General features: G+C 70.8%; 14 protein-coding genes. 4 read left to right on the top strand and 10 right to left on the bottom strand.

Translation table 11 applies throughout. The features are described 5' to 3' along the window. Positions 1-2 precede the first annotated feature (2 nt). Entirely contained in the window at positions 3-1370 is a 1368-nt protein-coding gene (locus H7F49_RS08510; protein ID WP_185683158.1) for a sensor histidine kinase, read from the top strand. Here the strand turns inward: H7F49_RS08510 and H7F49_RS08505 are convergent. Next, a complete protein-coding gene (locus tag H7F49_RS08505) occupies positions 1302-4709 on the bottom strand; it encodes a glycosyltransferase (protein WP_185683157.1) in 3408 nt (1135 codons plus the stop codon). The genes H7F49_RS08510 and H7F49_RS08505 overlap by 69 nt on opposite strands. Positions 4710-4940: 231 nt before the next feature. Between H7F49_RS08505 and H7F49_RS08500 the strand changes: the two genes are divergently transcribed. Further along, a complete protein-coding gene (locus tag H7F49_RS08500; RefSeq protein WP_235982025.1) occupies positions 4941-6830 on the top strand; it encodes a CshA/CshB family fibrillar adhesin-related protein in 1890 nt (629 codons plus the stop codon). Between the two features lie 262 nt (positions 6831-7092). Here H7F49_RS08500 and H7F49_RS08495 read toward each other — a convergent pair whose 3' ends face one another. From H7F49_RS08495 to H7F49_RS08480, 4 genes are read right to left on the bottom strand one after another with little or no spacing between them, the layout of a single operon-like run. After that, positions 7093-12165, bottom strand: coding sequence for a carboxypeptidase-like regulatory domain-containing protein (locus H7F49_RS08495; RefSeq protein WP_235982024.1), 5073 nt, complete (start codon positions 12163-12165; stop codon positions 7093-7095). Positions 12166-12213: 48 nt separating this feature from the next. After that, positions 12214-13278: a hypothetical protein gene (locus H7F49_RS08490; RefSeq protein WP_185683156.1), complete on the bottom strand. Its 1065-nt coding sequence runs from the start codon at positions 13276-13278 to the stop codon at positions 12214-12216. A gap of 60 nt (positions 13279-13338) precedes the next feature. Beyond that, the gene (locus H7F49_RS08485) at positions 13339-13833 is read right to left on the bottom strand and encodes a DUF11 domain-containing protein (protein WP_185683155.1); all 495 of its coding nucleotides are present in this window, start codon (positions 13831-13833) and stop codon (positions 13339-13341) included. Between the two features lie 11 nt (positions 13834-13844). Next, complete coding sequence (locus tag H7F49_RS08480) at positions 13845-14822, bottom strand: hypothetical protein (protein ID WP_185683154.1); 978 nt, start codon at positions 14820-14822, stop codon at positions 13845-13847. A 226-nt stretch (positions 14823-15048) separates the two neighbouring features. Between H7F49_RS08480 and H7F49_RS08475 the strand changes: the two genes are divergently transcribed. Further along, positions 15049-15543, top strand: a complete 495-nt coding sequence (locus H7F49_RS08475) for a hypothetical protein (RefSeq protein ID WP_185683153.1) — start codon at positions 15049-15051, stop codon at positions 15541-15543. Here H7F49_RS08475 and H7F49_RS08470 read toward each other — a convergent pair. The 5 genes from H7F49_RS08470 to H7F49_RS08450 all read right to left on the bottom strand — a co-directional run bounded on the left by H7F49_RS08470 (position 15512) and on the right by H7F49_RS08450 (position 20130). Next, complete coding sequence (locus H7F49_RS08470) at positions 15512-17404, bottom strand: CHASE2 domain-containing protein (protein ID WP_185683152.1); 1893 nt, start codon at positions 17402-17404, stop codon at positions 15512-15514. The genes H7F49_RS08475 and H7F49_RS08470 overlap by 32 nt on opposite strands. After that, on the bottom strand, positions 17401-18861 hold the full coding sequence (locus H7F49_RS08465) for a FecR domain-containing protein (protein WP_185683151.1): 1461 nt from the start codon (positions 18859-18861) through the stop codon (positions 17401-17403). The genes H7F49_RS08470 and H7F49_RS08465 overlap by 4 nt, the downstream gene beginning before the upstream one ends. Then, positions 18858-19544 (bottom strand): response regulator transcription factor, encoded by a 687-nt coding sequence (locus H7F49_RS08460; RefSeq protein ID WP_185683150.1) that lies wholly within the window; start codon positions 19542-19544, stop codon positions 18858-18860. The genes H7F49_RS08465 and H7F49_RS08460 overlap by 4 nt, the downstream gene beginning before the upstream one ends. A gap of 197 nt (positions 19545-19741) precedes the next feature. After that, a complete protein-coding gene (locus tag H7F49_RS08455; RefSeq protein WP_185683149.1) occupies positions 19742-19948 on the bottom strand; it encodes a hypothetical protein in 207 nt (68 codons plus the stop codon). Then, positions 19948-20130, bottom strand: coding sequence for a DUF4169 family protein (locus tag H7F49_RS08450; RefSeq protein ID WP_185683148.1), 183 nt, complete (start codon positions 20128-20130; stop codon positions 19948-19950). The genes H7F49_RS08455 and H7F49_RS08450 overlap by 1 nt, the downstream gene beginning before the upstream one ends. A 127-nt stretch (positions 20131-20257) precedes the next feature. Between H7F49_RS08450 and H7F49_RS08445 the strand changes: the two genes are divergently transcribed. Continuing rightward, entirely contained in the window at positions 20258-21730 is a 1473-nt protein-coding gene (locus tag H7F49_RS08445; RefSeq protein WP_185683147.1) for a helicase HerA domain-containing protein, read from the top strand. The last annotated feature ends 163 nt before the right edge of the window (positions 21731-21893 follow it).

The following is a 21893-nucleotide window of genomic DNA, read 5'->3' as shown; positions in this document are numbered from 1 at the left end:
CGATGCTGCGCCGCCTGGCCTCGTCGACCGTGGCGCGGCTGATCGCCGCGATCTTCGTGCTGCAGGTGATCTCGGGCGGGGCGGCAATCGTGCTGCTTCGTGCCAAGATGCTGCAGGTGATCAACTCCGACCGCACGCGGCAGATCGTCGACCTGCGCAACGATCTGCTGTCGGCCTATTACGACGGTGGCTACCGTGAACTGGCCGCCTTCGTGGCCGAACGACGCGGAAGCGCGGCCGAACCGCTGATCTTCGTGGCCGTCTCGGGCCATGGCGCACCCGTGCTGAGCCATCTGGCCGAGGTCCCGAAAGTGGCGGCAAGCGAGCGGCCGGTGCGCGTCAGGGCCTTCCACGCCAGCGGTGGTCCCCCGTCCGAGGCGCTGGCCCTGGCTTCGGACCTGGCCGATGGCACCCACCTGGTGGTCGGCACCCTGACCACGCCCGACCGGCGCTTCGATCTGGCCTTTGCCGAGGCGCTGGCCCTGGTGGTGGTCCTGACCGCGCTGCTCGCCCTGGCCGGCGCGCTGCTGACCGGCCTGGTGGTCAGCCGCCGGGCCCATGCCATCGCCGAGACCGCCGAAGCCCTGGCCGCGGGCAACTTCTCGGCGCGGGTGGAGGGCAGCGGCTTCGGCGACGGCTTCGATCACCTCGGCAACCAGATCAACCTGATGGCCGAACGGATCGACCAACTGGTCAGCGAGCTGCAATCGGTGGCGGGCGGACTGGCGCATGACCTGCGCTCGCCCGTTGCGCGGTTGCGCGCCGCGATCGAGACCGCCCAGGCGAGCTTGACCGAGCGGGCCGCCGCCGAGGCGCTCCAGCTCGCCCAGTCCGATGCCGAGGTGCTCGAGGCCATGCTGGCCGCCGCGCTGGAGCTGGCGCGGCTGGAATCGGGAGCCATGCCGGATCGCCGGCAACAGCTCGACCTGCTGGACCTGGTCACCGACCTCGCCGAACTCTACGAACCACTGGCCGAGCAGAGCGGGGTGACCCTGGCGGCGAGCGGCCAGGCCGCCATGATCCTGGGCGATCGCGAGCTGCTGTCGCGGGCGCTGGCCAACCTGATCGACAATGCCCTGAAGTACGGCGGAACGGCCATTGCCGTGCGGACCGTGATCGATGACGGCATGGTGCTGCTCGAGGTGGAGGACGATGGCCCCGGCATCGCCGATGCGGACCGCGAGCGGGCGATGGTGCGCTTCACCCGGCTCGACAATGCCCGGACCCGTCCCGGGGCCGGGCTGGGGCTGGCCACCGTGGCGGCCATCGCCCGGTTGCACGGCGGCACGTTCGAGCTGGCGTCAGGCCAGGATGCCGGGCCGGGCCGGGGGCGGGGTCTGATCGCCCGGCTGCGCCTGCCGCGGGCCTGAGACCGGCGTGGCGGGGCCAGCCTCTCCGCCCGGGCTGGAGACCCGTCCGCTGCGCTCCAGCTTGCCCCAGCCGATCCCGACCCCGGCCCAGGCCGCGCCGACCGCACGGATCACCACGGTGTACATCACCTGGCGATAGACGAAGCGCTGGGCCAGCAGCAGCAGCGGTCGCAGCCGTTCCCCGCGCACGTCGAGCCGGTAGGCGACCCAGCCGCACAGCAGGTCGATCAGGGTGAAGGCCGCCCAGTAGAAGCCCATGCGCAGCACGTCGGTCTGCGTCTGGACCCAACCGTGCTGGAGCACCCGGATCGTCGTTCCGCCGATCGACACGGCCAGGGCCAGGTCGATCAGTGGCGAGACCACGGCAAAGGCGATCTGGAACAGCCAGGCTTGCGGCATGCCGACGAAGGCAAGGCCGCCGGGCTTGCCGCGAGCCAGGATGGCGCGGTGCTTCCACAGGCACTGCAGGGTGCCGTAGGACCAGCGGAAGCGCTGCTTGGCCAGCGCGGCGAAGCTCTCCGGCGCTTCGGTCCAGGCCACGGCCTGCTCGTCATGGGCGATCCGCCAGCCCCGGCGCTGGACCGCGATGGTCAGGTCCTGGTCCTCGGCCAGGGTATCCTCGGGATAGCCGCCCACCGCATCGAGCGCGGTCCGCCGCCAGGCCCCGACCGCGCCGGGCACGACCATGATCGCGTCGAACCGGGCGAGGGCCCGCCGTTCGATGTTCTGGGCCGTGACATATTCGACCGCCTGCCAGCGGGTCACCAGGTTGACCCGGTTGCCCACCTTGGCATTGCCCGCGACCGCCCCGATCCCGGGATCGGCGAACCAGCGCACCAGGCGGGCGATGCAGGCCCGCTCGAAATGGGTATCGGCATCGAGCGCGACGATGATCTCGCCCGAGGCCACGGCCAGGGCCCGGTTGAGCGCCGCGGCCTTGCCGCCGTTGACCAGGGTCAGCAGGCGGACCCGCGGTTCGTGCCCGAAGGCGGCGGACACGATCGCGCTGGTGCGATCGCGCGAGCCATCATCGGCTACGATGATCTCCAGGTCGGGATAATCGCTCTCCAGAACGCGGCGCACCGAAGCTTCGATCACGCGCTCCTCGTTGTAGGCCGGGATGATCACCGTGACCGTCGGCTGATAGGAGGCGTCGGGCGGGGCCGAGCGGTGGCGCTGGGGCAGCATGGCCAGCCCGGTCAGCAGCAGGGCCCGGGCCAGCCCCAGGGCGATGGCAAAGAAGAACATCCAGTTGAGCCCGGTCACGCCCGCCCCGATGGCGAGGAACAGGAAAACGTCGGCGCGCACCGCGGCCAGGTCCAGACCTTCCACCCGCGGCATCACCGTATCATGGTCGAGCCCGGCCAGGGTCGAGACCGGGACCAGCCGGTAACCGTCGCGCTCCAGCCGCTCGATGATGCGCGGCAGGGCGGCCACGGTCTGGGCGCGATCGCCGCCGCCGTCGTGCAGCAGCACCACATTGCCCGAGCGATCGGGTGCCGGATGTTCCACCGCGGCAATGGTCCGGTCGACGATGGCATCCACCCCGGGGCGCTGCCAGTCGTCCGGATCGACATGCAGGCCGACCACGGTGTAGCCGTGCTGCTGGGCGATCAACGCGGGCTGCAGCTCGTCGGCCGTGGTCGGTTCGGCGTCCCCGAAGTAGGGCGCGCGGAACAGCCGGGTCGAACGGCCGGTATAGGCCTCGATCAGTCGCTGCGTGGCGTTGAGTTCCAGCCCGATCCCGCTGTCCGCCTCGTCGGCCATGTTGGGATGCGTGTAGGAATGGTTGCCCAGCTCGTCGCCGTCATCGACGATCCGGCGCAGCAGCGAGCGTTGCGCCACCCCGTTCTCGCCCACCACGAAGAACGTCGCCGGAACGTGGTAGCGTTCCAGCACGTCGAGGATCTTCGGGGTCCAGGTCGGATCCGGTCCATCGTCGAAGGTCAGCGCCACCAGCCGCGGGCGAGCCCCGGTGCGTTGCACCTCGAAGGGGGTGGGCAGGGCGGTGAAGCGTTCGTCCGCCACCCGGTCGGTGCGCGGATCGTAAGTCACGGTGCGGTTGCCGGGGCGAGGCTCGGCGGCGACGCGCAGGATCTCGCCATTACCCTCGACGTCGACCGTCTGCTGCTGGCGGATCCGGCTGATCGCGGGATGGCCCAAGCCGTGCCGCCAGGCGGCCAGGGTCGGCCAGAAGCCGGGGTCCTCGGCACCGAGCCGCCACAACGCGACATTGCCGATCCCCAGGCGTTTCAGCACCTTCAGCTCGTTCCAGCTCGATGCGGCGTCGAGCATCCAGACATCGTGCCGCTCGGAGCCATCGGCATAGGAGAAGCCCGCGTTGCCGATCGCCGGGACGAAGGCCGGGCTGGTCTCGCTGTCCCGCGCCGCCAGCCAGGCCTCCTCGACGGTCATCGCATCGGCATGCCCCCCGTGCCAGTCGTAGGCATAGTTGCCCAGAGCGACGATCACCCGGTCGGCCGGAATCCCGGCGAGGCGCGCTTCCACCCGCCGGGCGAACCAGTTGTCCGAGGCGATCGGGCCGGGCTCTCCCCCCTGCCAATGCTCGTCATAGGCCATCAGCACCACCTTGTCGGCGGCGCGGGCCAGGGCGCGGACCGGCCAGTGCGGATCGTCCACCGGCAGGGTGACCGTCACCAGCTTGCCCAGCGGGGCCAGGCGATGGTGGGTGTCCTCGACCAGCCGGACCAGATCGGGCAGGGCCGGGGCAGGCAGGTTCTCCAGATCGAACATGATCCCGGCATCGCCGCTGGCGGTCAACTGGCGGGCAATCGCCTCCTCCAGGCGCCGACGCCGCGCGGGGTCGCGCAGCAGGCGGGCCGTGCCTGCGCCATCCCATGCCCCATCCCGGGCGTTCTGCAGCACCGGGACGATCAGCGGGCGATGGAGCGAGCCGCTGACCACGCGGCGCAGGGTCGGATCGTCATGGACCAGCAGGGTGCCATCAGGCGCCAGGTCCAGCAGCGTGGGGGCCACCCAGTCGAGCTGTTCGACATGGCGTTGCAGGGACGGTGCGCTGTCATCGCTCCAACTGGCGTAGAACCCCACCGTCAGCGGACGTCCCGTGGTCTGGGTGGACGCCACGGCGTGGGGGAGCAACTGGCCGACGCGGTGCTTGATCCGGCTCACCTGGGCGCGGAACGGCAGCGCGCTCATGCGCTCGTACCCGATGGGGAGGGGCAACGGCGTGGGCACCTCCAGCACGGTGCTGGCAAAGACCGCGCAACCGACGACGAGCAGCGCGAGGACCGCGAACAGCGTGTGCCGGGCCCGGCGCCGACGGCGACCGGACGGGTCGAAGAAGACCGGACGCGTCAAGGTCAGGTTCCTGCTGCTGGCTGAGGGGCGGTGCCGGGGTGACGGCCGGGCCCTGCCGCGCCGGGGCTGGTGCGCGACAGAACGCCGAACCGTCGCTGCCCGGTATGGCCGATGCCGGGCTGCCCCAGCGTGATCGAAGGGTTACGGTTTGGCAATGTGGGCCGCCGCAGTCCGGCGCGTCGGCCGGTCGCGGGCTTGCCTGGGGGGCCATTTCTTGGCAGGTCCACGTATATGCACGTAAATATGTGGCGATGGCTGGCACGAGCGCTGGCGCGGTTCGGCTGGCGGCTGCTCCTCGGCCCTCTGCTTGTCCTGGCGAGCACGGGAACGGCCTCGGCGGCCAACTGCAGCTACGCGACGGCGCAGGGCAGCACCGGTCCATCCAACTGGCAGACCTACTGCTGGATCGATTTCACCGGCTACAACGATGTCCAGGCCCGTTCGGCCAGCGGGCAGAGCTATGCCCTGACCCTGCAGGACGGCAGTGTGATGAGCTTTGTCCTGCGCGTGTCGGGCGCCGCCATCTTCGCGTCGGCCACCCCGACCTGGGGCGGGGCCGCCGTGGGCAACACGGCCTTTCTGGGGATTCCCGGGCGACCCGCGTTGTACCAGTCGTCCGCCGGGACGACCACCGTCAGCTTCACCGGCATCACGATCACGCCGCCCGCCGGCGTGGCGGCGGTGTCCAACTACATGTTCGTCGCGGGCGACGCGGAATCGAGCAACGAGACCGAATCGTTGTCGTTCCAGAGCAACGGTGGCGGCTGGGTGCTGCTCGACCAGATCGGGCCGATCAGCGGCGCGACCTATCCGACCGTGAGCGGCGCCGGCACGGCCACCTTCACCACCACCGGGGTGCCCGGCACGGTCGGCGCCTATATCGCCGGGTCGACCACGCCCACCACTGTGACCGCCACGATCGTCGGGGGCGGGCTGCAGGGGGCGATGTTCGCCGTGCGCTTCGCCTCGATCCGGCTCAACACCCAGATCAGCGGGACGAGGGCCAATCCGTCCGACCAGTTCACCTTCTCGATCAATGCCACATCGGGCGGGACCGTGCTGGCCTCGGGCACGAGTTCGGGCAGCGGGCTGGGCCCCTTCGCGGCCGCCGCCCTGTCCGTCGCGGCCTCGGTTCCGGTCACGGTCAACCAGACCATGGCCGCGGGCAGCACCAGCACGCTGGCGCGCTATCGCACGACCCTGACCTGCACCAACAGCAACGCCGGATCGGGCACCAGCCTGCCCAGCGGCCTGGTGACCACGTCCTATGGCTTTGCCGCACTGCAATTCGGCGATGCGGTGCAGTGCACCTTCACCGAGACCCCGTTCCCGCAGTTGACCCTGGGCAAGGCGCTCGCCGCTTCGGGGCGGCAGTTTGCCGGTGACCAGTTCGTCATGAGGATCGAGCAGGGCGGCAGCGTCGTCGCCAGCGCGACCACGACGGGCACCGGGGCGACCGTGACCACCGGCACCACCCCGCAGTTCCAGGCGAGCCCTGGCAACACCTATCGCTTCAACGAGACCGCGGCGGGCACCACCGTGCTCACCCAGTACACTTCCGCGCTCGCCTGCAGCAATGCCAACGCCGGGTCGGCAACGGCGCTGCCGGGCACGGTCGGCGGCACGATCACTCCGGCCATGGGCGACGTGGTGACCTGCACGATCACCAACACGCGGATCGCCGCCAATGCGCGCCTGACCATCGCCAAGGATGCGGCACCGGTCTCCGATCCGGTCAACGGCACGACCAATCCCAAGCTGATCCCCGGGGCCGTGGTCCGCTACACCTTCGCGGTCACCAACACCGGGCCGAGCGCGGTGGATGCCAATGCGGTCTGGCTGATCGATGCGGTGCCGCCGCAGCTCAGCATCGGCACGGCGGCCAGCCCGGTCTTCACCGACGGGTCGCCGGCCAGCGGGCTGACCTTCACCCCGGGCACCGACATCCGCTTCTCCAACGCCGCGACCGCCCCGACCAGCTTTGCCGGCTGCACCTACACCCCGGTCGCCGCCTACGATCCGGCGGTGCGGTTCGTCTGCCTCAATCCCAAAGGGATCATGGCCGGTTCGACCGGCACCCCGCCGGGCTTCACGCTGAGCATCCAGGCCCAGGTGCGGTAAGGGGGGCTCGGGTTGTCCGCAGGATGACCACGGACGCCGGGGTGGCGTGATGTCTGGTTCGCGGTGGGAAGCGGACGTTCTTCGATCCTCCCCCAGCGGGGGAGGGGGACCATCCGCAGGATGGTGGAGGGGCACCCCGCCTTGACCAGCTGCCGTGCCCCAAGGAGAGTGCCCCTCCACCACCTTCGGTGGTCCCCCTCCCCGTACCGGGGAGGAAACAAAGGTCCGACTTCGGGCAAAACCGGCCTTTCAACCCTCCCCACTAGCGCCGACCCAGCCCCAGGAACCCCAGTCCGTCGGCATCGAACTTCATCCGCAGGCTGGCGAACACGCCCTGGCGCGTCGATCGGGTCTCGGCGAAGTCGCGGTCGCGGTAGCCGGACAGGGTGTAGCCCAGGCTCAGCACCATGTCCTTCGTCGGGCTGATCGAGACTTGCGGGCCATAGGCCACGCGGGTGGTGCCATCGCCCAGGTTGCTGCGCAGCGTGGCGCTGCCGCCGATCGACAGGCGCGGGGTCAGGCCGATCCGCAGGTCGAGCCCGGTGAGCAGGGTGGTCCCGGCGATGCGCTGGTCGTCGAACCCGTCGAGCTTGGCCCGGACCGCCCCGAACAGGCCCAGCTCGAAGCGCTGGACCGCGTCCTCGCCGCGCCCTCGCCAGGGTGACCAGTTGGTCGAGACGCTGGCGATCACCCGGCGAGACCGACCGGCGGAACCGGCGCTGAACAGATCGCCGAGGGCGAGACGGTCCGCACCGGAGGCTGAGCCTGTCCCCGTCACGGCGGTATCGGCGCGCAGCTCCAGCCGCGACAGCACCGCCACGCGCGAATCCGCCGGGCGCCAGGCGAGGGCCACGGTTCCGTCGAGCAGTTCGCTGCGGCTGCCGTCGGCGCCGGTCGCCCGGGTCCAGGTCGCCCCGGCGCCCAGCATACGGCCCTCGCCGAGCTGGCGGATCGCCCCGAAGGTCAGGCCGCGGCGGCGGGCCAGTTCCCCGTCGCGCCATTCGCCGCGCCCGGTCACCGTCCAGCGCTCGGCACGCCAACTCGCGCCGAGGGTGAGCGCGGTGAAGCCTTCGGCCAGGGTGCCATCCCCGCCCAGGTGCCCGCCGCTCGACAGCGGCTGGGCCGGATTGAGCACCTTGGCCGGGGCAAAGCCCGACAGCACGCGGTTGGCATCGAGCGAGGCATCCAGGCTCAGGCGGCGGTTGACCTGCCAGGCCTGGGCCAGGCCGAAGGCGGCGAAGGTGCGCTGGCCGTTCTCGCCGATCCGCTGCCGGGCGAGGCCGCTCGTCGCCCGTCCGCCGCGCCACGGCTGGACCTCGAACCCGGCCCGCGCGGTCTGGGCGCGAACCGTGCCGAGCGCGATCTCGTAAGTGCCCATCAGCTTGAGCCAGGGGGTCACCGCATAGCCGGCCGAGAGCTGGTGGCGCGAGGGCAGGTCGGCGGCGGCGTTGCGGCCGAGGGCCAGGCTGGTGCCGGCGTCGACCTGCAGCTTGCCCCCCAGGTAGCGCCGCCCGACCCCGGCCTCGAGCTGGACCGAGGAGGCGCTGGTGCCGTCGGCCAGATGGTCCTGCAGCGCGCTGGCACCGATCCAGGCGGTGGTCGGGCGGGTGCGGTACTCGCCGCGCAGGCGCAGGGCCTCGCGGTGGCTGCCGTCAGTCAGGCTGCGATCGGCCCAGGCGCTGGCGCCGAGCGAGAGCGTGCCGCTCAGGGCGACCCGCGCATCGGCGCCCAGCTTGCGCCGGCCGGCCTCGGCGCCGTTGAGCTGGCCCAGCCCGAAGGCCGCATCGGCCGAGCGCGCATAGGCCAGCAGCGAGACCTGCCCGTCGCGCCGTTCGGCCTCGACCAGCCAGGCCGAAGCGGTCGCGCCCGCCCGGGCCGAGACCGCGCCCTCGGCCCGGACTTCGGTCCGGGCATCGGGCCGGAACCGCAGGTCGGTGGCGCCCAGCGTGGTCCGGGCGGCGTCGCCCTGGTCGGTCACCGCGGTTGCCCCAACCCGCAGGCGCCCGTCGCGGGTGGTCCAGTCGGTGCGCAGACCGGCGTTGAGGGCCCCGCTGGCCGAGCTGCCGGGATCGATGTCGTAATCGACCACGATGAACTGCGGATTGAGCGCCGGGTCGCGGCTCAGCACCGGCTGCTTGAAGGTGAGCGTGCCGGCCAGGAGGTCCACGTCGTAATCGAGGAAGCGGGCCAGGGTCCGGCGTTCGAGGATCACCTCGGAACGCAGGCGATCGCGCACCTCAAGCGTGACGATCTCGCTGTTGGGGATCACCGGTTCGCGACCGAGGCGGTAAGGGCCGGTGATGCCCGCGCCCTGCAGCTCGACCCGCCGGTGGCGTCCGGCGACGCGCGTCGCGAAGGCCTGGGCATGGAGCCGGCCATTGTTGAATTCGGCTTTTGCCCCCGTTGCAATGCGGTTGTACCGCGCGAGCAGGGTCTGGGCGAAGCCGGTTTCGAAATCGCCGAACAGCGCGGTGAAGGCGCGCCCCTCGATCCGCACGTAGAGCCGCTCACGGCTGGCCGCGTCGAAGCGCCGGGCCGAGGCATCGGCATAGACCGTGTAGTAGGCGCGCGGATCGATCGCGCCGAGCAGCGCCTGGTCACTGCGCTGCTTGGCGCTGTCATAGGCGAGGGTCAGCAGCGTCGCGCCCTTCAGCCGGCCCTTGGCATAGAAGGCGACCCGTGCGTTCCGGCCGAGATCGCTCGACAGCCGTCCGGTCCGCTCCATCTCGTCCGCCAGGCTGCGGGCGCCGACCGTGCCTTCGGCGAGGCCGACCAGGGTCCACGGCACCTCGCCGGGGACGATCCAGCTTTGCAGGGTGCGGCGGCGCGGGGCCTGCTGCTGCTGGCTGTCGGGGAAGACGAAATCCAGTTGCAGCGCCCCGCTGACCATGGTCGGCGCCAGCTCGACATAGGCCACGCCGTCGTCGCCCTTGACGGTCCAGTGCGGCGCGACGGCAGCAGCGCCCGACAGGGCCCGGGTCTGCCGGGCATCGGCCGCGTCGGCCGTTTCATAGGGGGCGGACAGCACGAACTGGCCCGACAGGCCGGCATGGACCGGACGGCCATGACGATCGACCAGCCGCAATGCCACGATCGGGCGGGTCCGCCCGTCGGCGACCAGCCGCGACCGCTCGGGCAGGAGCTGCACGTCGGCGGGCGTCTCGGTGAAATGCACCTCGCGCGACAGGTCGGCCGCCAGTGTGCCGTCGGCATTGCGGACCTCGGCGCGCAGCAAGGTGGTCTCCCCGGTCAGGGGCACGCCGCGCCACAGGCTGACTGCCCGGGTCCGGCCGGCATCGAGCTTCAGCCCGTCGAAGGCCACCGGGTCGACCGGCTTGCCGTCGCTCGAAAGGGTCACGGTCTGGTCGGCACGGTGGCGGATCGCGACCCGGATCGACGGGGCGCGGGGGTTGTGGTCAGGGGCGGGGAAGAGGATCGCGGGTGGCCCTTCGGCCTTGGCCAGCCAGTCGATCTCGGCACCGGCCGCAGTCTTGTCGCTGGGCGGTTCGGGCATCGGATCCGCCGTGATCCGGGCCGGCGTCCCGGCGGGCAGGCGCGCGCGGAAGTCGGCGACCACCAGACTGCCGCCCTGGCCCCGCACGAAGCGCGAGGTGGCGCTGCCCGCCGCGGCGGTCGAGCGCTCGCAGTCGACGAAGCGCCCGCCCTCGGGCAGGGTCGAGGCGGCGACCTGCACCACGTGACTGCCGGGAACCAGGCCCTCGAAATGGTATCGCCCATCGGCGTCGGTGACCGCGAAGCTGCCGTCCTCCAGCGTGACCCGCACGCCCGGAATGCCGGCTCCGGCACCGCGCGCCGCGCATCCGCCATCGGTCACCCGGCCGACCAGGGTCATCCTTGCGGTGAGCCCGTCCTCCTCCACCTGGACCACGGCTCCCGCGGCGGCGATCAGCCCGCGCGAATCGGTCGCCGTCGCCCGGTTCTGGGCGGCGCCGGGGTTGGCATCGGGACGCACCGAGGCGGCGTAAGTGATCTTGCGGCGAGCCCCGCCGGGCAGGGTGCCAAGCTGCAGGTCGAAGCTCGATCCGTCAGCGGCGATGCGGAGCGCGTCGCCGGGCAGTCCCCCGTCGATCCGCAGCGATCCGGGACGCAGGCGCAGGGCCGCGTCGGGCGCGTCACGCAGGCGCACCTCGCGCTTCGCGCGGCGAGCATCGGGATTGCCGACCACAATGGTGTAGAACACCAGATCGCCCGGCTGGACGCGCTGGCGCGACACGCTTTTGCTCAGCGTCACGGGTTTGCCGGGCCGGTCCACCGGAACGTCGACCCGCACCGCATCGGGCGAGTCGCGTGCAAAGGTTCCGCCGGTCGAGGCCGGACTGAGCGTGAGCGGCGAGCCGTCGGGTCGCAGCACTCCGGCAAGCTGCGTCGCCGTCGCGGTCGATGGGCTGACATAGGGGCCGGGAGGTTCGACGATCAGGCGGTACTGGCCGCGCGGGGCCAGCGGGAAGCGATACTCGCCTGGAGGCATGGGGTAGCGGTTCCCCGCGGCGTCGACGATGGGCTGGCCGGTGATGACCGTTGCCGGCCACCTTGTCTGGCCGTCGAAGGCGAAGACCCGGGCGGGCTGTCCCGTGTCGGCATCGACCAGCGTCACGCGCGCCCCGTCGATCGGGCTGCCATCCTCGCTGTCGAAGACATAGCCGAACGGATCGGCCAGAACGTCGAGATGGGCCGTGGCCAGGACGGCCTTGTCGTTGCTCTGGCGGTACACGATCGAGATCGAGTCCCCCTTGGCCACGCTGAGCTGGCAATCCTCCGCGCGCGCATCCGGCGGGATCGGCGCCGTGGGAACGCCACCGGCGAAAACCCCGCTGTTGGGAGCGGTTTCGAAGATTTCCATCGTCTCGCGATCGCCGCTGGTGGTCTCCAGCGTGGTTTCCAGCCGGTCGATGGCGCGGGGATCGAGGTTGGCCGCCGGGGCCGTGACGCGGAAGTAAAAGGGTTCCCCGATCCGCACCTTGGTGGCAGGCGTCACCCCGGCGCTGATGGGGATCTCGGCCGCCCCGTTGCCCGCGAGCATCGGCGTGTTGCCGCAGCGGGTGGGGGTATAGCTCAGCGACACCAGGCTTTGCGCCGAGGCGAAGGTCTCGACCGTCACCACCGATGACGTGACCTCGAAGGTCACGGTGTTGGACAGGGCGGAAAAGCTATCCCCGCCCTGGTTCCAGCTCGCCCGCGCGGTGTTGCTGATCGCCTGCGCGTGCGCCGGCGCCGCGAACCCCGCGAGGAGGCCACAGAACAGGGCACACAACAGGGCGCAGCAAAGCGCTCCCGCCGCCCGCAAGGGATGGCTGGCTGGCATGATCGCGGGCATGGCGCGGGCGATGCGCGGGTCCGGCGTCGCCGGACCCGGCACGCGGCGTCAGTTGATCGTCACGCGGAACCGCAGCGCCGACGACGTTCCGGCAGCAAGGTTGGTCAGCGTGCCGCTCACCGTCGGGGTCGGGGTGGCGGCGAAGGTGCCGCCGGCTGTCCCGCCGGAGCAGGTCGTGCCGGTGACCGTGGCGTTCACGAAGATCCCGAACGCGCTGTTGTACGTCACGGTCGAGGGCAGGGGATCGCTCAGGGTCAGGCCGGTCGCGGTCGCCGCGCCGGTGCCGTTCGCCACGGCCAGGCAGTATTCCAGCACAGCGCCGGGAATGGCCTTGGGGTTGGTCGTGCCGTTGATCGGATCGCTGATGATCGTGGCGTACTTGTTGACGCTGAGCACCGCCGCCGCAACCGTGTAGCTGCCCCGGGCCGAGAAGGCGCCGTCGCTGGCGGCGTCGGTCGCCCCGGCGGCATCGCCAAACACGGTATCGACCCCGGCGGTGTTGGCCGTGGTCGTGGCGGTCAGCAGGGCACCCTGGGTCCCGGCCGTCCCGGCGGCCGAGGCCCGCGCGGTCAGCACGATACCCGAAGCCTGGGTGTTGGTTGCGTTGGCGGGCAGGTCGCCATGGACGAACACGGTCCGGGTCGTGTCGGGCGCGATCTCATCGAGGTAGGTGATCTGGGCGTCGACCCCGGCGTCGTAGACCCCGTTGCTGTTGGAATCGAGGAAGTAGGCGAAGTTCGCCACGTCGATCACGTCGGTGGCGCCGTGGACCGTCGTGCCGCCGGCCTGGTTGACCGCGGCCAGTTGCATGTCGAGCGTGTCGTTCGAGCTGTTGGTCACCTGGAAAGCCGTCACCGCGTCGATCTGCCCGGGGGCGGATGTGGTGGTGGCCGGCGCACCGGTGATCGTCAGGACCACCCGGCGGTCGACCGTGACCGCATTGGTCCCGGTCTGTGCGGTCTGGGTCACGCCGCCCACCTGGAAGTTGACGGTCACCGTGTTGGTGATGGTCTGCCCGGCCAGAGTCCCCGCCGCCTGGGCGGAACCCGAGCCAAGCCCGGCGCCCAGCGCGCACAGGCCCGCCGTCGCCAGAAGTCTGGTAGAGTTCTTCATTGACTTGTCCTTGATTTACAGGGTGTCCGCTCCCCACCGGCGGACGCAGCAAGGGGCGGTTCAGCGAACCGTGGCGTGATATTCGACCGTACCCGAAGCGCCGGGTGCGATCTGCGGAATGGTCCAGCGCAGGTGCGTGACGTCGGCGCCCGTGGCCGGACGCGAGCCGCCCTTGCCGTCAGCGACAGTCAGGCTGGCAAGGGGACCCCAGTGGGCCCCGCCGTCGACCGAGACCAGGTAGTCGCCCGAGCCGGTCTCGGCGAGGGCCACGGCCGGAGGCAGCGGGTTCGTCACCACGAAGTTCTGGATCGGCCGGGTCCCGCTGTTGCGATAGCTGGTCGTGAACACCAGCCGTTCGCCCGGGACGACCTTGTCCGGCTGGACCAGCACGTGGCGGGTCTGGCCGTTCTCGGTCACCGTCCGGTCGACCTTGACGTCGCCCGACAGCGAGACCGGGCCGGCAGCCGGTTCGGCCACGGCCTGGGTCGCCGCGGCGGGCAGGGCAGTGAATGCGGCCAGGGCCGCGGCAGTAGCAAGCAGAGTCTGTCGGATCATGGCGGTCTTCCTCAGTTGATTTTCACGGTGAAGGTGATGGTGCGATCGGCGCTTCCGGAGAGTAGTGTGCCGAGCGCGACGGAAATTCCGGCCGTGCCGGCCGAACCGGCATCGCTGTCCGCGGCATCGGTCAGGGCCGCGCCGTCCAGCTTCATGGTGCCGGGCTGGTAAGTGGTTCCGGTCGGCACGCCGTCGCTGACCACGACGCCTTCGGCCGAGCCCGAGCCGACGATCCGGGCCACCAGGCTGTAAGTCACCAGCGCGCCGGGGAGGGGGCGGGTGCCGCCGAACGGATCGACGATGGCCGCCGACTTGGTGAGGGACACGGCACCGATCCGGGTGATCACCGCGGCCAGCGCGGCGGAGCGGGCGGTGGTCGCTCCCACCACGGCATCGACGCCGCCCTCGCCGCGACCGGCGAAGGCCGTGCCGGGAGTGCCCGCGCCGGTGACGGCGGCGGCGGTCAGGCGCACCTGGCTGGTCGCCGCGTCCGCGACCCCGGCCGGCAGGCCGACCAGCACGAAAACCCGGGCGGCGGCATCGGCGGCCAGGGCGGGGGTCGCGGCACCGGGGGCGAGCGGGGTGTCGACCCCGGGATCATAAGTGCCGTTGTCATTGCTATCGACGACGATGCCCTGGACGGTGGGGGTGAAAGGATTGCCTGCCACGGCGGCCTCGGCCGTCAGGGCAAAGGCTTCGGGGCCGTTGCCGCTGTTGGTCACCGCATAGGGTAGCGCTGCCGTGCCCGCCGCGATCGGCACCGGCGCTGAGGCCAGCCCGGCTACCGCCACGTCGAGCAGTTCATCCACCCGCAGGCTGACCTTGTTCGATTGGACCGAGGCGGTGCCCGAGCCGTTGCTGTAGCTGGCCGTCGCGACGTTCTCGATCACCGTTCCGGCCGGCACGCCCGTCGCTCCGGCCGGCGGCGCGCAGAGCGGCGCCAGCAGGCCAGCCGGCAGGAGAGCGGTGCGAAGAAGGGTCCTCGGCATGGTCCCGTCTTGCGCGCAACGTGGTTAAATAAGGGCAAAGACGTACGTAAACTCACCTATAACAGAGTCGGGGCTGGCCTTGCCCTGTCCGGCGGGTCGCGGCCGACCACGTTACCCTGCTGCCGGCGCGCCCCCTGACGGCTGTCCCGTGTGCCGAATTGTAAAGACTGTGCGCCAGGCTCGCCGCCGAGTTGCTCCCTTGATCCGCCTTGTCTAACGCCAGGCCATGACGATGCTGCGCTGCTCCATCCTGACCGGCCTGATCCTGCCGCTGGCCGCCTGTGCCACGCTGCCCCCGCAGCAGGTGGTCGTGTCCGGTGCCCTACCGGGCGGTCCCTATGCTGTGGTCCAGCCCGACAAGGACGCGCCGGCACCGCCGGCCCTCGCCGGGCTCGAAGCTTGCCTGCAGGCGGCCGGGTTGGCGCCCGGCAAGCCGGCCGCGACCCTGGTCCAGGTCTCCCACGCGGTGCGGCCGGCCCCCGCCGCCGTGCTGCGCGCCGGCGAGGAGCCGCCCCGCAGCCGGGGTTCGCGCAGCCGCGACCGCGAGGAGCTGACCCTGGCCCTGACCGATCGTGTCACAGGTGAGCTCCGCTGGCGCGGGTCCGTGCTGGCTGTGCTGGGCAAGCGCGAGAGCCCGGGCGACGGGACGGCCCTGGTTGCCCCGCTCTGCGCGGCGCTCAAGGGCGGGCTTACGGCCGGGCCAGCGGCAGCTCGACGCTGAAGCCGGTCTCGCCGTCCTGGCTGCGGCAGTCGACGCGGCCGCCATGGCGGGTGGCCACGGTCTGCACAAACGCCAGCCCCAGCCCGAAGCCATCGGCGCGACGGTTCGCATCGGGAGCGCGGGCGAAGCGCTCGAAGATCTGCTCAAGCTGGTCAGGGGGAATGTCCGGCCCGTGGTTCGTGATGTCGATCCGGGCCTGGTCGGGTGCGGTCGCGATCCGCAGGATCACGTCGGTCCCGGCCTCGCCATACTTCACCGCGTTGTCGACCAGATTGACCAGCATGCGGGTGAGCAGCGAACGGTCGCCGCGCACCAGCATCTCGTCCTGAGGCTCTATCACGCGGATCATCATGGTGCGGGCCCGGGCCTGGGCCCAAAGCGTGTCCGCTGCGTCCAGTGCGATATCGGTAAGTGATATCAGTTCGGCGCCGAGTTCGACCAGCTGCGCGCGCGACAGGCTGACGAACCCGTCGGCCAGATCGAGCGTGCGGTGGGCATGGCTGCGCAGGCGCGCGGCCAGCTCCGGCGGGCAGTCGCCATTGCTGTCGAGCAGGGCCAGGATCGCACTCTGCGGCGCCCGCATGTCGTGCGAGAGCAGGCGGATCACCGCATCATGCTCGTGCCGCAGTTCCCGCTCGCGCGCGGTGATGTCGGCCAGCAGGGCGAGTTGTCGGTCCAGCACGCCGCCGGTCGCCTCGGGCGGGCCCTGGGCCAGCAGCCCGGCCTCGCGGCTGGCACGCTCAAGCTCACGTGAGACGAGGTGGCTTGCCACGGCCAGACGGCGCCAGGACCACACGGCGTAGCTGGCCACCAGGGCCACCATGGCGGTGGCTGGCGGCAGCCAGAGGTTGGCCAGCATCAGCAGCGCGGCACTGGCCGCCAGGGTGGCCAGGGTCAGCGCCAGGGCGGCCAGCAATCCGCGCCGCGTGGGCAGGGCGGCCAGGGCGAGGACCAGCAGCAGCACGGGAGCGAGGGAAAAGCCGAGGCGCTCCACGGGGGTGCCCGGAACCAGATGCCGGTCCGACAGCAGGGTGGCGAGCAGGCTGCCCTGGATCTCGACCCCGGGCATCAGCGGGCCTGCGCCGGCCATGGGCGTGGCATGCATGTCGCCCAGGCCGCTGGCCGTCATGCCGACCAGCACATACTTGCCGGCGATCAGTTCGGGCGGCACCTCGCCGCGCAGCACGCTCGCGGCCGAGACCGTCGCAAGGGTGCCCGCCGGTCCGGGAAAATCGATCATGACCGGGCTTGATCGGGTTACCCCCGGCTCGATCGGGACCGGGCCGGGGCGCTGGCCCAGCATGGCTGCGGGCAGGGCCGACCATCTTGCGCCGCCCGCGCCATAGGTCAGCCAGGCGCTGCGGGTGACGCCGTCGGCATCGGGCGACAGGTTGACATGGCCGGTCCCGGCGCTGGCCCGGGCGATTGCGGGAATGGCCCGCTCGAGGTCGACCGGCCGGCCATTGCGTCCGGGCACGGTGAAAGCCAGCGGCAGGTACACGTTGCCGGCGGCAGCGATGGCCTCGGCCAGGGCCCGGTCGCCGGCGGCGTCTCGTGGTTCGCTGAGCAGAACATCCAGCCCGATCGCCCGAGGCCGGGCGGCGGCCAGGCGTCGGACCAGTTGGGCCTGCGCCGACCGCGGCCAGGGCCAGGGGCCGACGCTCGTCAGGCTGCGCTCGTCCAGCGCGACGATCAGGATACGCCCGGTCGCAGGGGCAGGGCGCCGGGAGAGCAGCGCATCATAGACGATGTGATCGAGCCGCGCGGTCAGCCCGCTGCGATCCAGCGCGGCCGCACCGATCAGGCAGATCGCCGCCAGGAGCCACCATTCGCGGCGCAGCGGCGAGCGGGGCGCGCTCACTTGCGCGCCGTCACCTCGAAGCCCTGCTCGGCCGACCAGGTGGCAATCACCTTGTCACCGAAGGGGACCAGCGACAGCACGCGCCAGGTGTATTCGCCCGGGCGCAAGGCGGTGACGGCGATTTCCTTGGCGCTGCCCATGGCCTCGTCGACCAGCGGCAGGTCAGGACGATCCTTGCGCGCCAGCCGGAAGCGGAACTGCGGCGTGCCCGCGGCGACGCTGGTCCACTTGAAGCGATAGCGCCGCCCTTCGGCCGTGGCTGCACCCGACACGGCGTTCAGCACCCGGTCGAAGGCATAGGTGCGGCCGCGACCCTCGGCGCCCTGATCGTCGAGGGCGGCCACGCGAACGAAATAGGTCCCGGTCGGCAGGCCGGCCAGGGTGAAACTCGGCTCGGCCCCGCTCGCCTCGTCGACCAGGTCGAGCAATCCCGCGTCGCGGCCGATCTGGACCCGGTAACCGGCGGCCGCCGCATCCGGTGCGACCGCGAAGGACAGGTCCGCCGCGGTTTGCGGCCGATCCGGATCGACCAGCCGAGGCGCTTCCAGCAGGGCCCGGGCCTGGCCCACTCCGCTCCGTCCGGCCACGGCACCGAAGCCCGGCGCCAGCAGCGCGCCGCGCGGGGCATCGGCTGCCGTCGCCGCGACCGGAGTCACCGGGCCAGGAGTCGCCGGCTCAGCGGCCGTCTCGGTCTCGAACTGGACCTTGCCTTCCTCCACCTCGGTCAGGGCCCGGGCGGTCAGCGGATCATAGGACACGCGGAACTCGGTGCCGCGCACCGCCGAGACGGTGATCGGGGTGGTGACGCGAAAGCTGCTGGCCGGATCGGTCATCGGCGTCACCCGCGCCCGGACGCGCCCGCCCAGCGTGGCGAATTCGCGCTCGACCGCCTGATTGATCAGCACGCGGCGGAGACGAGCGACGCGCACCGTGCTTTGCGAGGGAATGGTCACCGTGCTGTCGTCGGCCAGACGCAGCGACAGGAACCCGCGTCGGCCGGTCTCGATCACCGTGCCTTCGCCCAGGTCCGCACCCACCCGTGGCGGGCTTGCCGCGCCGCCTCCGCTGCGCAGCACCACCTCGCCGCTGAAACTGTCGACCCTCGCGGTGACCGGCTCGTCCCGCAGCAGGCTGCGCGGCAGGCGCAAGGTCCGCCCGGAGATGATCAGGTTGTTGGCCGGAATGCGGTTCAGCCGCCGCACCCGGTCGAGGCTGCGCGGGCCGGTGAGGTAGTTCAGGCTCAGGCGGTACAGCGTATCGCCGGACTTGACCGGATAGGCCACCTCGGGCTCGGCAGGGGGCTGCGGCGCCGCGCTGGTCCTGGTCCCCGGCGTTCTGATCCCGGCCGGCCCACCCGCCCGCTTGGCAAGGCCCGCGGCGTCAGCCGGGTGCGCGGGAACAAGCGACAGGGCCACCGCAGCGGCAGCCGCGCCTCGCACCACCAGGGAATGGATCACGCCAGGTATTCCTCCAGCCGGTAACCGTAACCGTAGACCGGGGTCAGGCGGTATCCCGATTCCGGGCGGAGGGCCAGCTTGGAGCGGATCTTGGAGATGTGGATATCCAGGGTCCGCGTCGACAGATCGGGGTCCATGCCCCAGATCGTCTCGAAAATGTACGCCCGTGAGACCGCCCGGTTGAGGTTCCGGAACAGCAGCAGGGCGAGGTTGAATTCCTTGGGCGTCAGGTGAACCACCTCGCCGCCATTGCGCAGGGTCTTGCTGGTCAGTTCGAAATCGAGCTTGCCGTAAGTCTCGGTCGTCCGGCTGAGATTCATCGTCGACCGCCGCGCCAGGGCCTCGACCCGGGCCAGCAGCACGGCCGGCTGATAGGGCTTGGTGACAAAATCGTCGGCCCCGGCACGCAGCCCGGCCACCATATCTTCATCCGAGACCCGGTTGGTCAGCAGCAGGACCGGCGGCTGCGCGCCGATCTGGTTGCGGATCCATTCCAGCACGTTCAGGCCGGGGAGATCGGGCAGGTTCCAGTCGATCACGAACAGGTCGAACGTGTCGCGATGCAGCGCCCGCACCAATTGCCGGCCATTGTCGAAAGTCGAGCAATGGAACCCCGCGCCTCCCAGCAAGCTGGAGACGGTTTCGAGTACCACCTTGTCATCGTCGAGAAGAGCGACTTTCATATCTGGGCGCCTGTGTGGACCGGCGCATCTCTCCATCGCCTAGTTTTGAATTACAATCGATCGATAGCAGACAATTTCACGACTTGTGCAAACCTCCGCAGGCGAATTTACAATTGTTCACAAGTGGGACAGTTCGGGTGAGCCCGACTCACCTCAATTGAGCCGGATAAAACATTAAAATAAAACGATAAAAATCGTCATTCGGCCATCAGGTCAAGATAGGCGACCACGTCGTTGTCGGTGGCCAGAAACAATTCGCTCTGAATCTCCTCCGGAAAACCGGCCGCCAGGGCCAGGGCCTCGTCGAGCGGACCATAGAGCAGGGTCTCGGCCATTCCTCCGCCCCCGGCATGATCGACCAGGCGATAGAGCCTTACGGTGGCGCTGCCGAAGGTGGTGCGCATCAGTCGGTCGGGTCGCGCCGGGCGCCGTCGAGCTGGCGGGCGGCGCGGGTGGCCTCGGCTTCGGCAGCCAGGCGTTCGGCGCGTGATCGACCGAACTTGGCGCGATTTTCGGCAGCGCCGCGCGCGGCGGCGTCCCGTTGACGGGCCTTGCGGGCCATGCGCAGATTGATGATCTCGGCCATGGGCTGGGGTTTAGCGGTCCCGGCGACGGTTTGCCACTGTCTCGCGTCGCCACCCTCGCGTCGCCACCGTGGATAAGCCGGTGCCGTGCCGTTGAGCCCGCGGGGGGGATCGGCAACAGCACCGCGGGTGAGCGCTTCGGTTGTCATCGGTTCGGATCCTGCAGGCGCACCCGTGCGCGTGGATATCGAGGAGCTGCTGGCCACCCGGCTGCTGGTCCAGGGCAATTCGGGATCGGGCAAATCGCACCTGCTGCGCCGCCTGCTGGAAGAAAGCGCCGCGGTGGTCCAGCAGGTGGTGATCGATCCGGAAGGGGATTTCGTCACCCTGGCCGAGCCCTTCGGTCATGTCGTGATCGATGGCAGCGCCTATGCCAACGACGAGATCGCCCGGCTTGCCGCGCGGATCCGGCGCCACCGGGCGTCGGTCGTGCTGGCGCTCGACGGGCTGGAGCTGGAAGCACAGATGCGCTGTGCGGCGACCTTTCTGTCCACCCTGTTCGATGCCCCGCGTGAAGAGTGGTATCCGGCCCTGGTCGTGGTGGACGAGGCGCAGATGTTCGCCCCGGCGGCCGCGGGCGATGTCTCGGACGAAGTGCGGCGGATCAGCCTGGCGGCGATGACCAACCTCATGTGTCGCGGGCGCAAACGCGGGCTGGCCGGGATCATCGCCACCCAGCGCCTCGCCAAGCTGGCCAAGAATGTTGCGGCGGAGGCGTCCAATTTCCTGATGGGCCGGACCTTCCTGGACATCGACATGGTCCGCGCGGCCGATCTGCTGGGGATGGAGCGGCGCCAGGCGGAACAGATCCGCGATCTGGCGCGCGGCCATTTCCTGGGCCTGGGTCCGGCGATCAGCCGGCGTCCGGTCTCGGTGCGGATCGGCGAAGTGCGGACCCGCGCGCGCAATGTGGTGCAGGGCCTGATGCCGCTGCCCAGTGCCTCCAGCGAGGACATGGAGAGCCTGCTGCTCGCCGAGATGGCCGAACCCGTGAGCACGCCGGCTCAGGTCCTGCCGACCCGTCCCGAGCCTGAGCCGCTCGACAGCGCCGTCTTGCTCGACTTGATCGAAACGGCAGGCCCGCCCGGGGACGAGCCGCCGCCGCCTGCCGCGCCGAGCCTGTTCCAGCAGGAAGACGAGGCCCGCGCGGTGACCGAGACCCTGTTCGAGCTGGCCGCCGAGCCCGACTGCACCTTCCAGCCGGTCGCCTCGCTCTACCAGGATTTCACCGTGCGCTGCCGGATGAAGCGGATCGGCACCGGCGGGCTCGACATGGCCGCCTTCCGCCGCCGCTTCGCCCTTGCCGTGGCGGGCTGCGACCCCGATGCGTCGGACTGGGCGGAGATCCTGCAGGTGGCACGCGACGTCGCCGACGATCTGCTCGCCCCGTTCCTGGTGATCGCCCGTGCCGCCCAGCAGGGCCACGCCTGCCCCGACGACGAGGACCTCGCGCGGATCTATGGCACGCAATCTTCGGGACGCATCCGGCGCCTGCTCGAGCACTACGAAAAGGCCGGGTTGATCGTGGTGCGGACCGATTTCGGCGGGCGCCGTTCCATCGGCGTGCCCGCCCTAGGGGCGACGACCGCGGCGGTCGAGTAGGGTCGGATACCGGGGGCTGCCGGCACAGGTCCTGGGTCGCCTGGACAAACCCCTGGCCGATGAATGGCAAGGTGGGGTGGGGCGGCCATAAGCCCTCTCCCCTTCAGGGGAGAGGGTTGGGAGAGGGGCCGGCGCGCATGACCTGCCCCAATCCCCTCTCAAC

The sequence above is a fragment of the Novosphingobium aerophilum genome, assembly GCF_014230305.1.
Taxonomy (GTDB): Bacteria; Pseudomonadota; Alphaproteobacteria; order Sphingomonadales; family Sphingomonadaceae; genus Novosphingobium; species Novosphingobium aerophilum.
The sequence above is the reverse complement of the archived record's forward strand: the minus strand, read 5'-3'. Positions and strand labels throughout refer to the sequence as shown.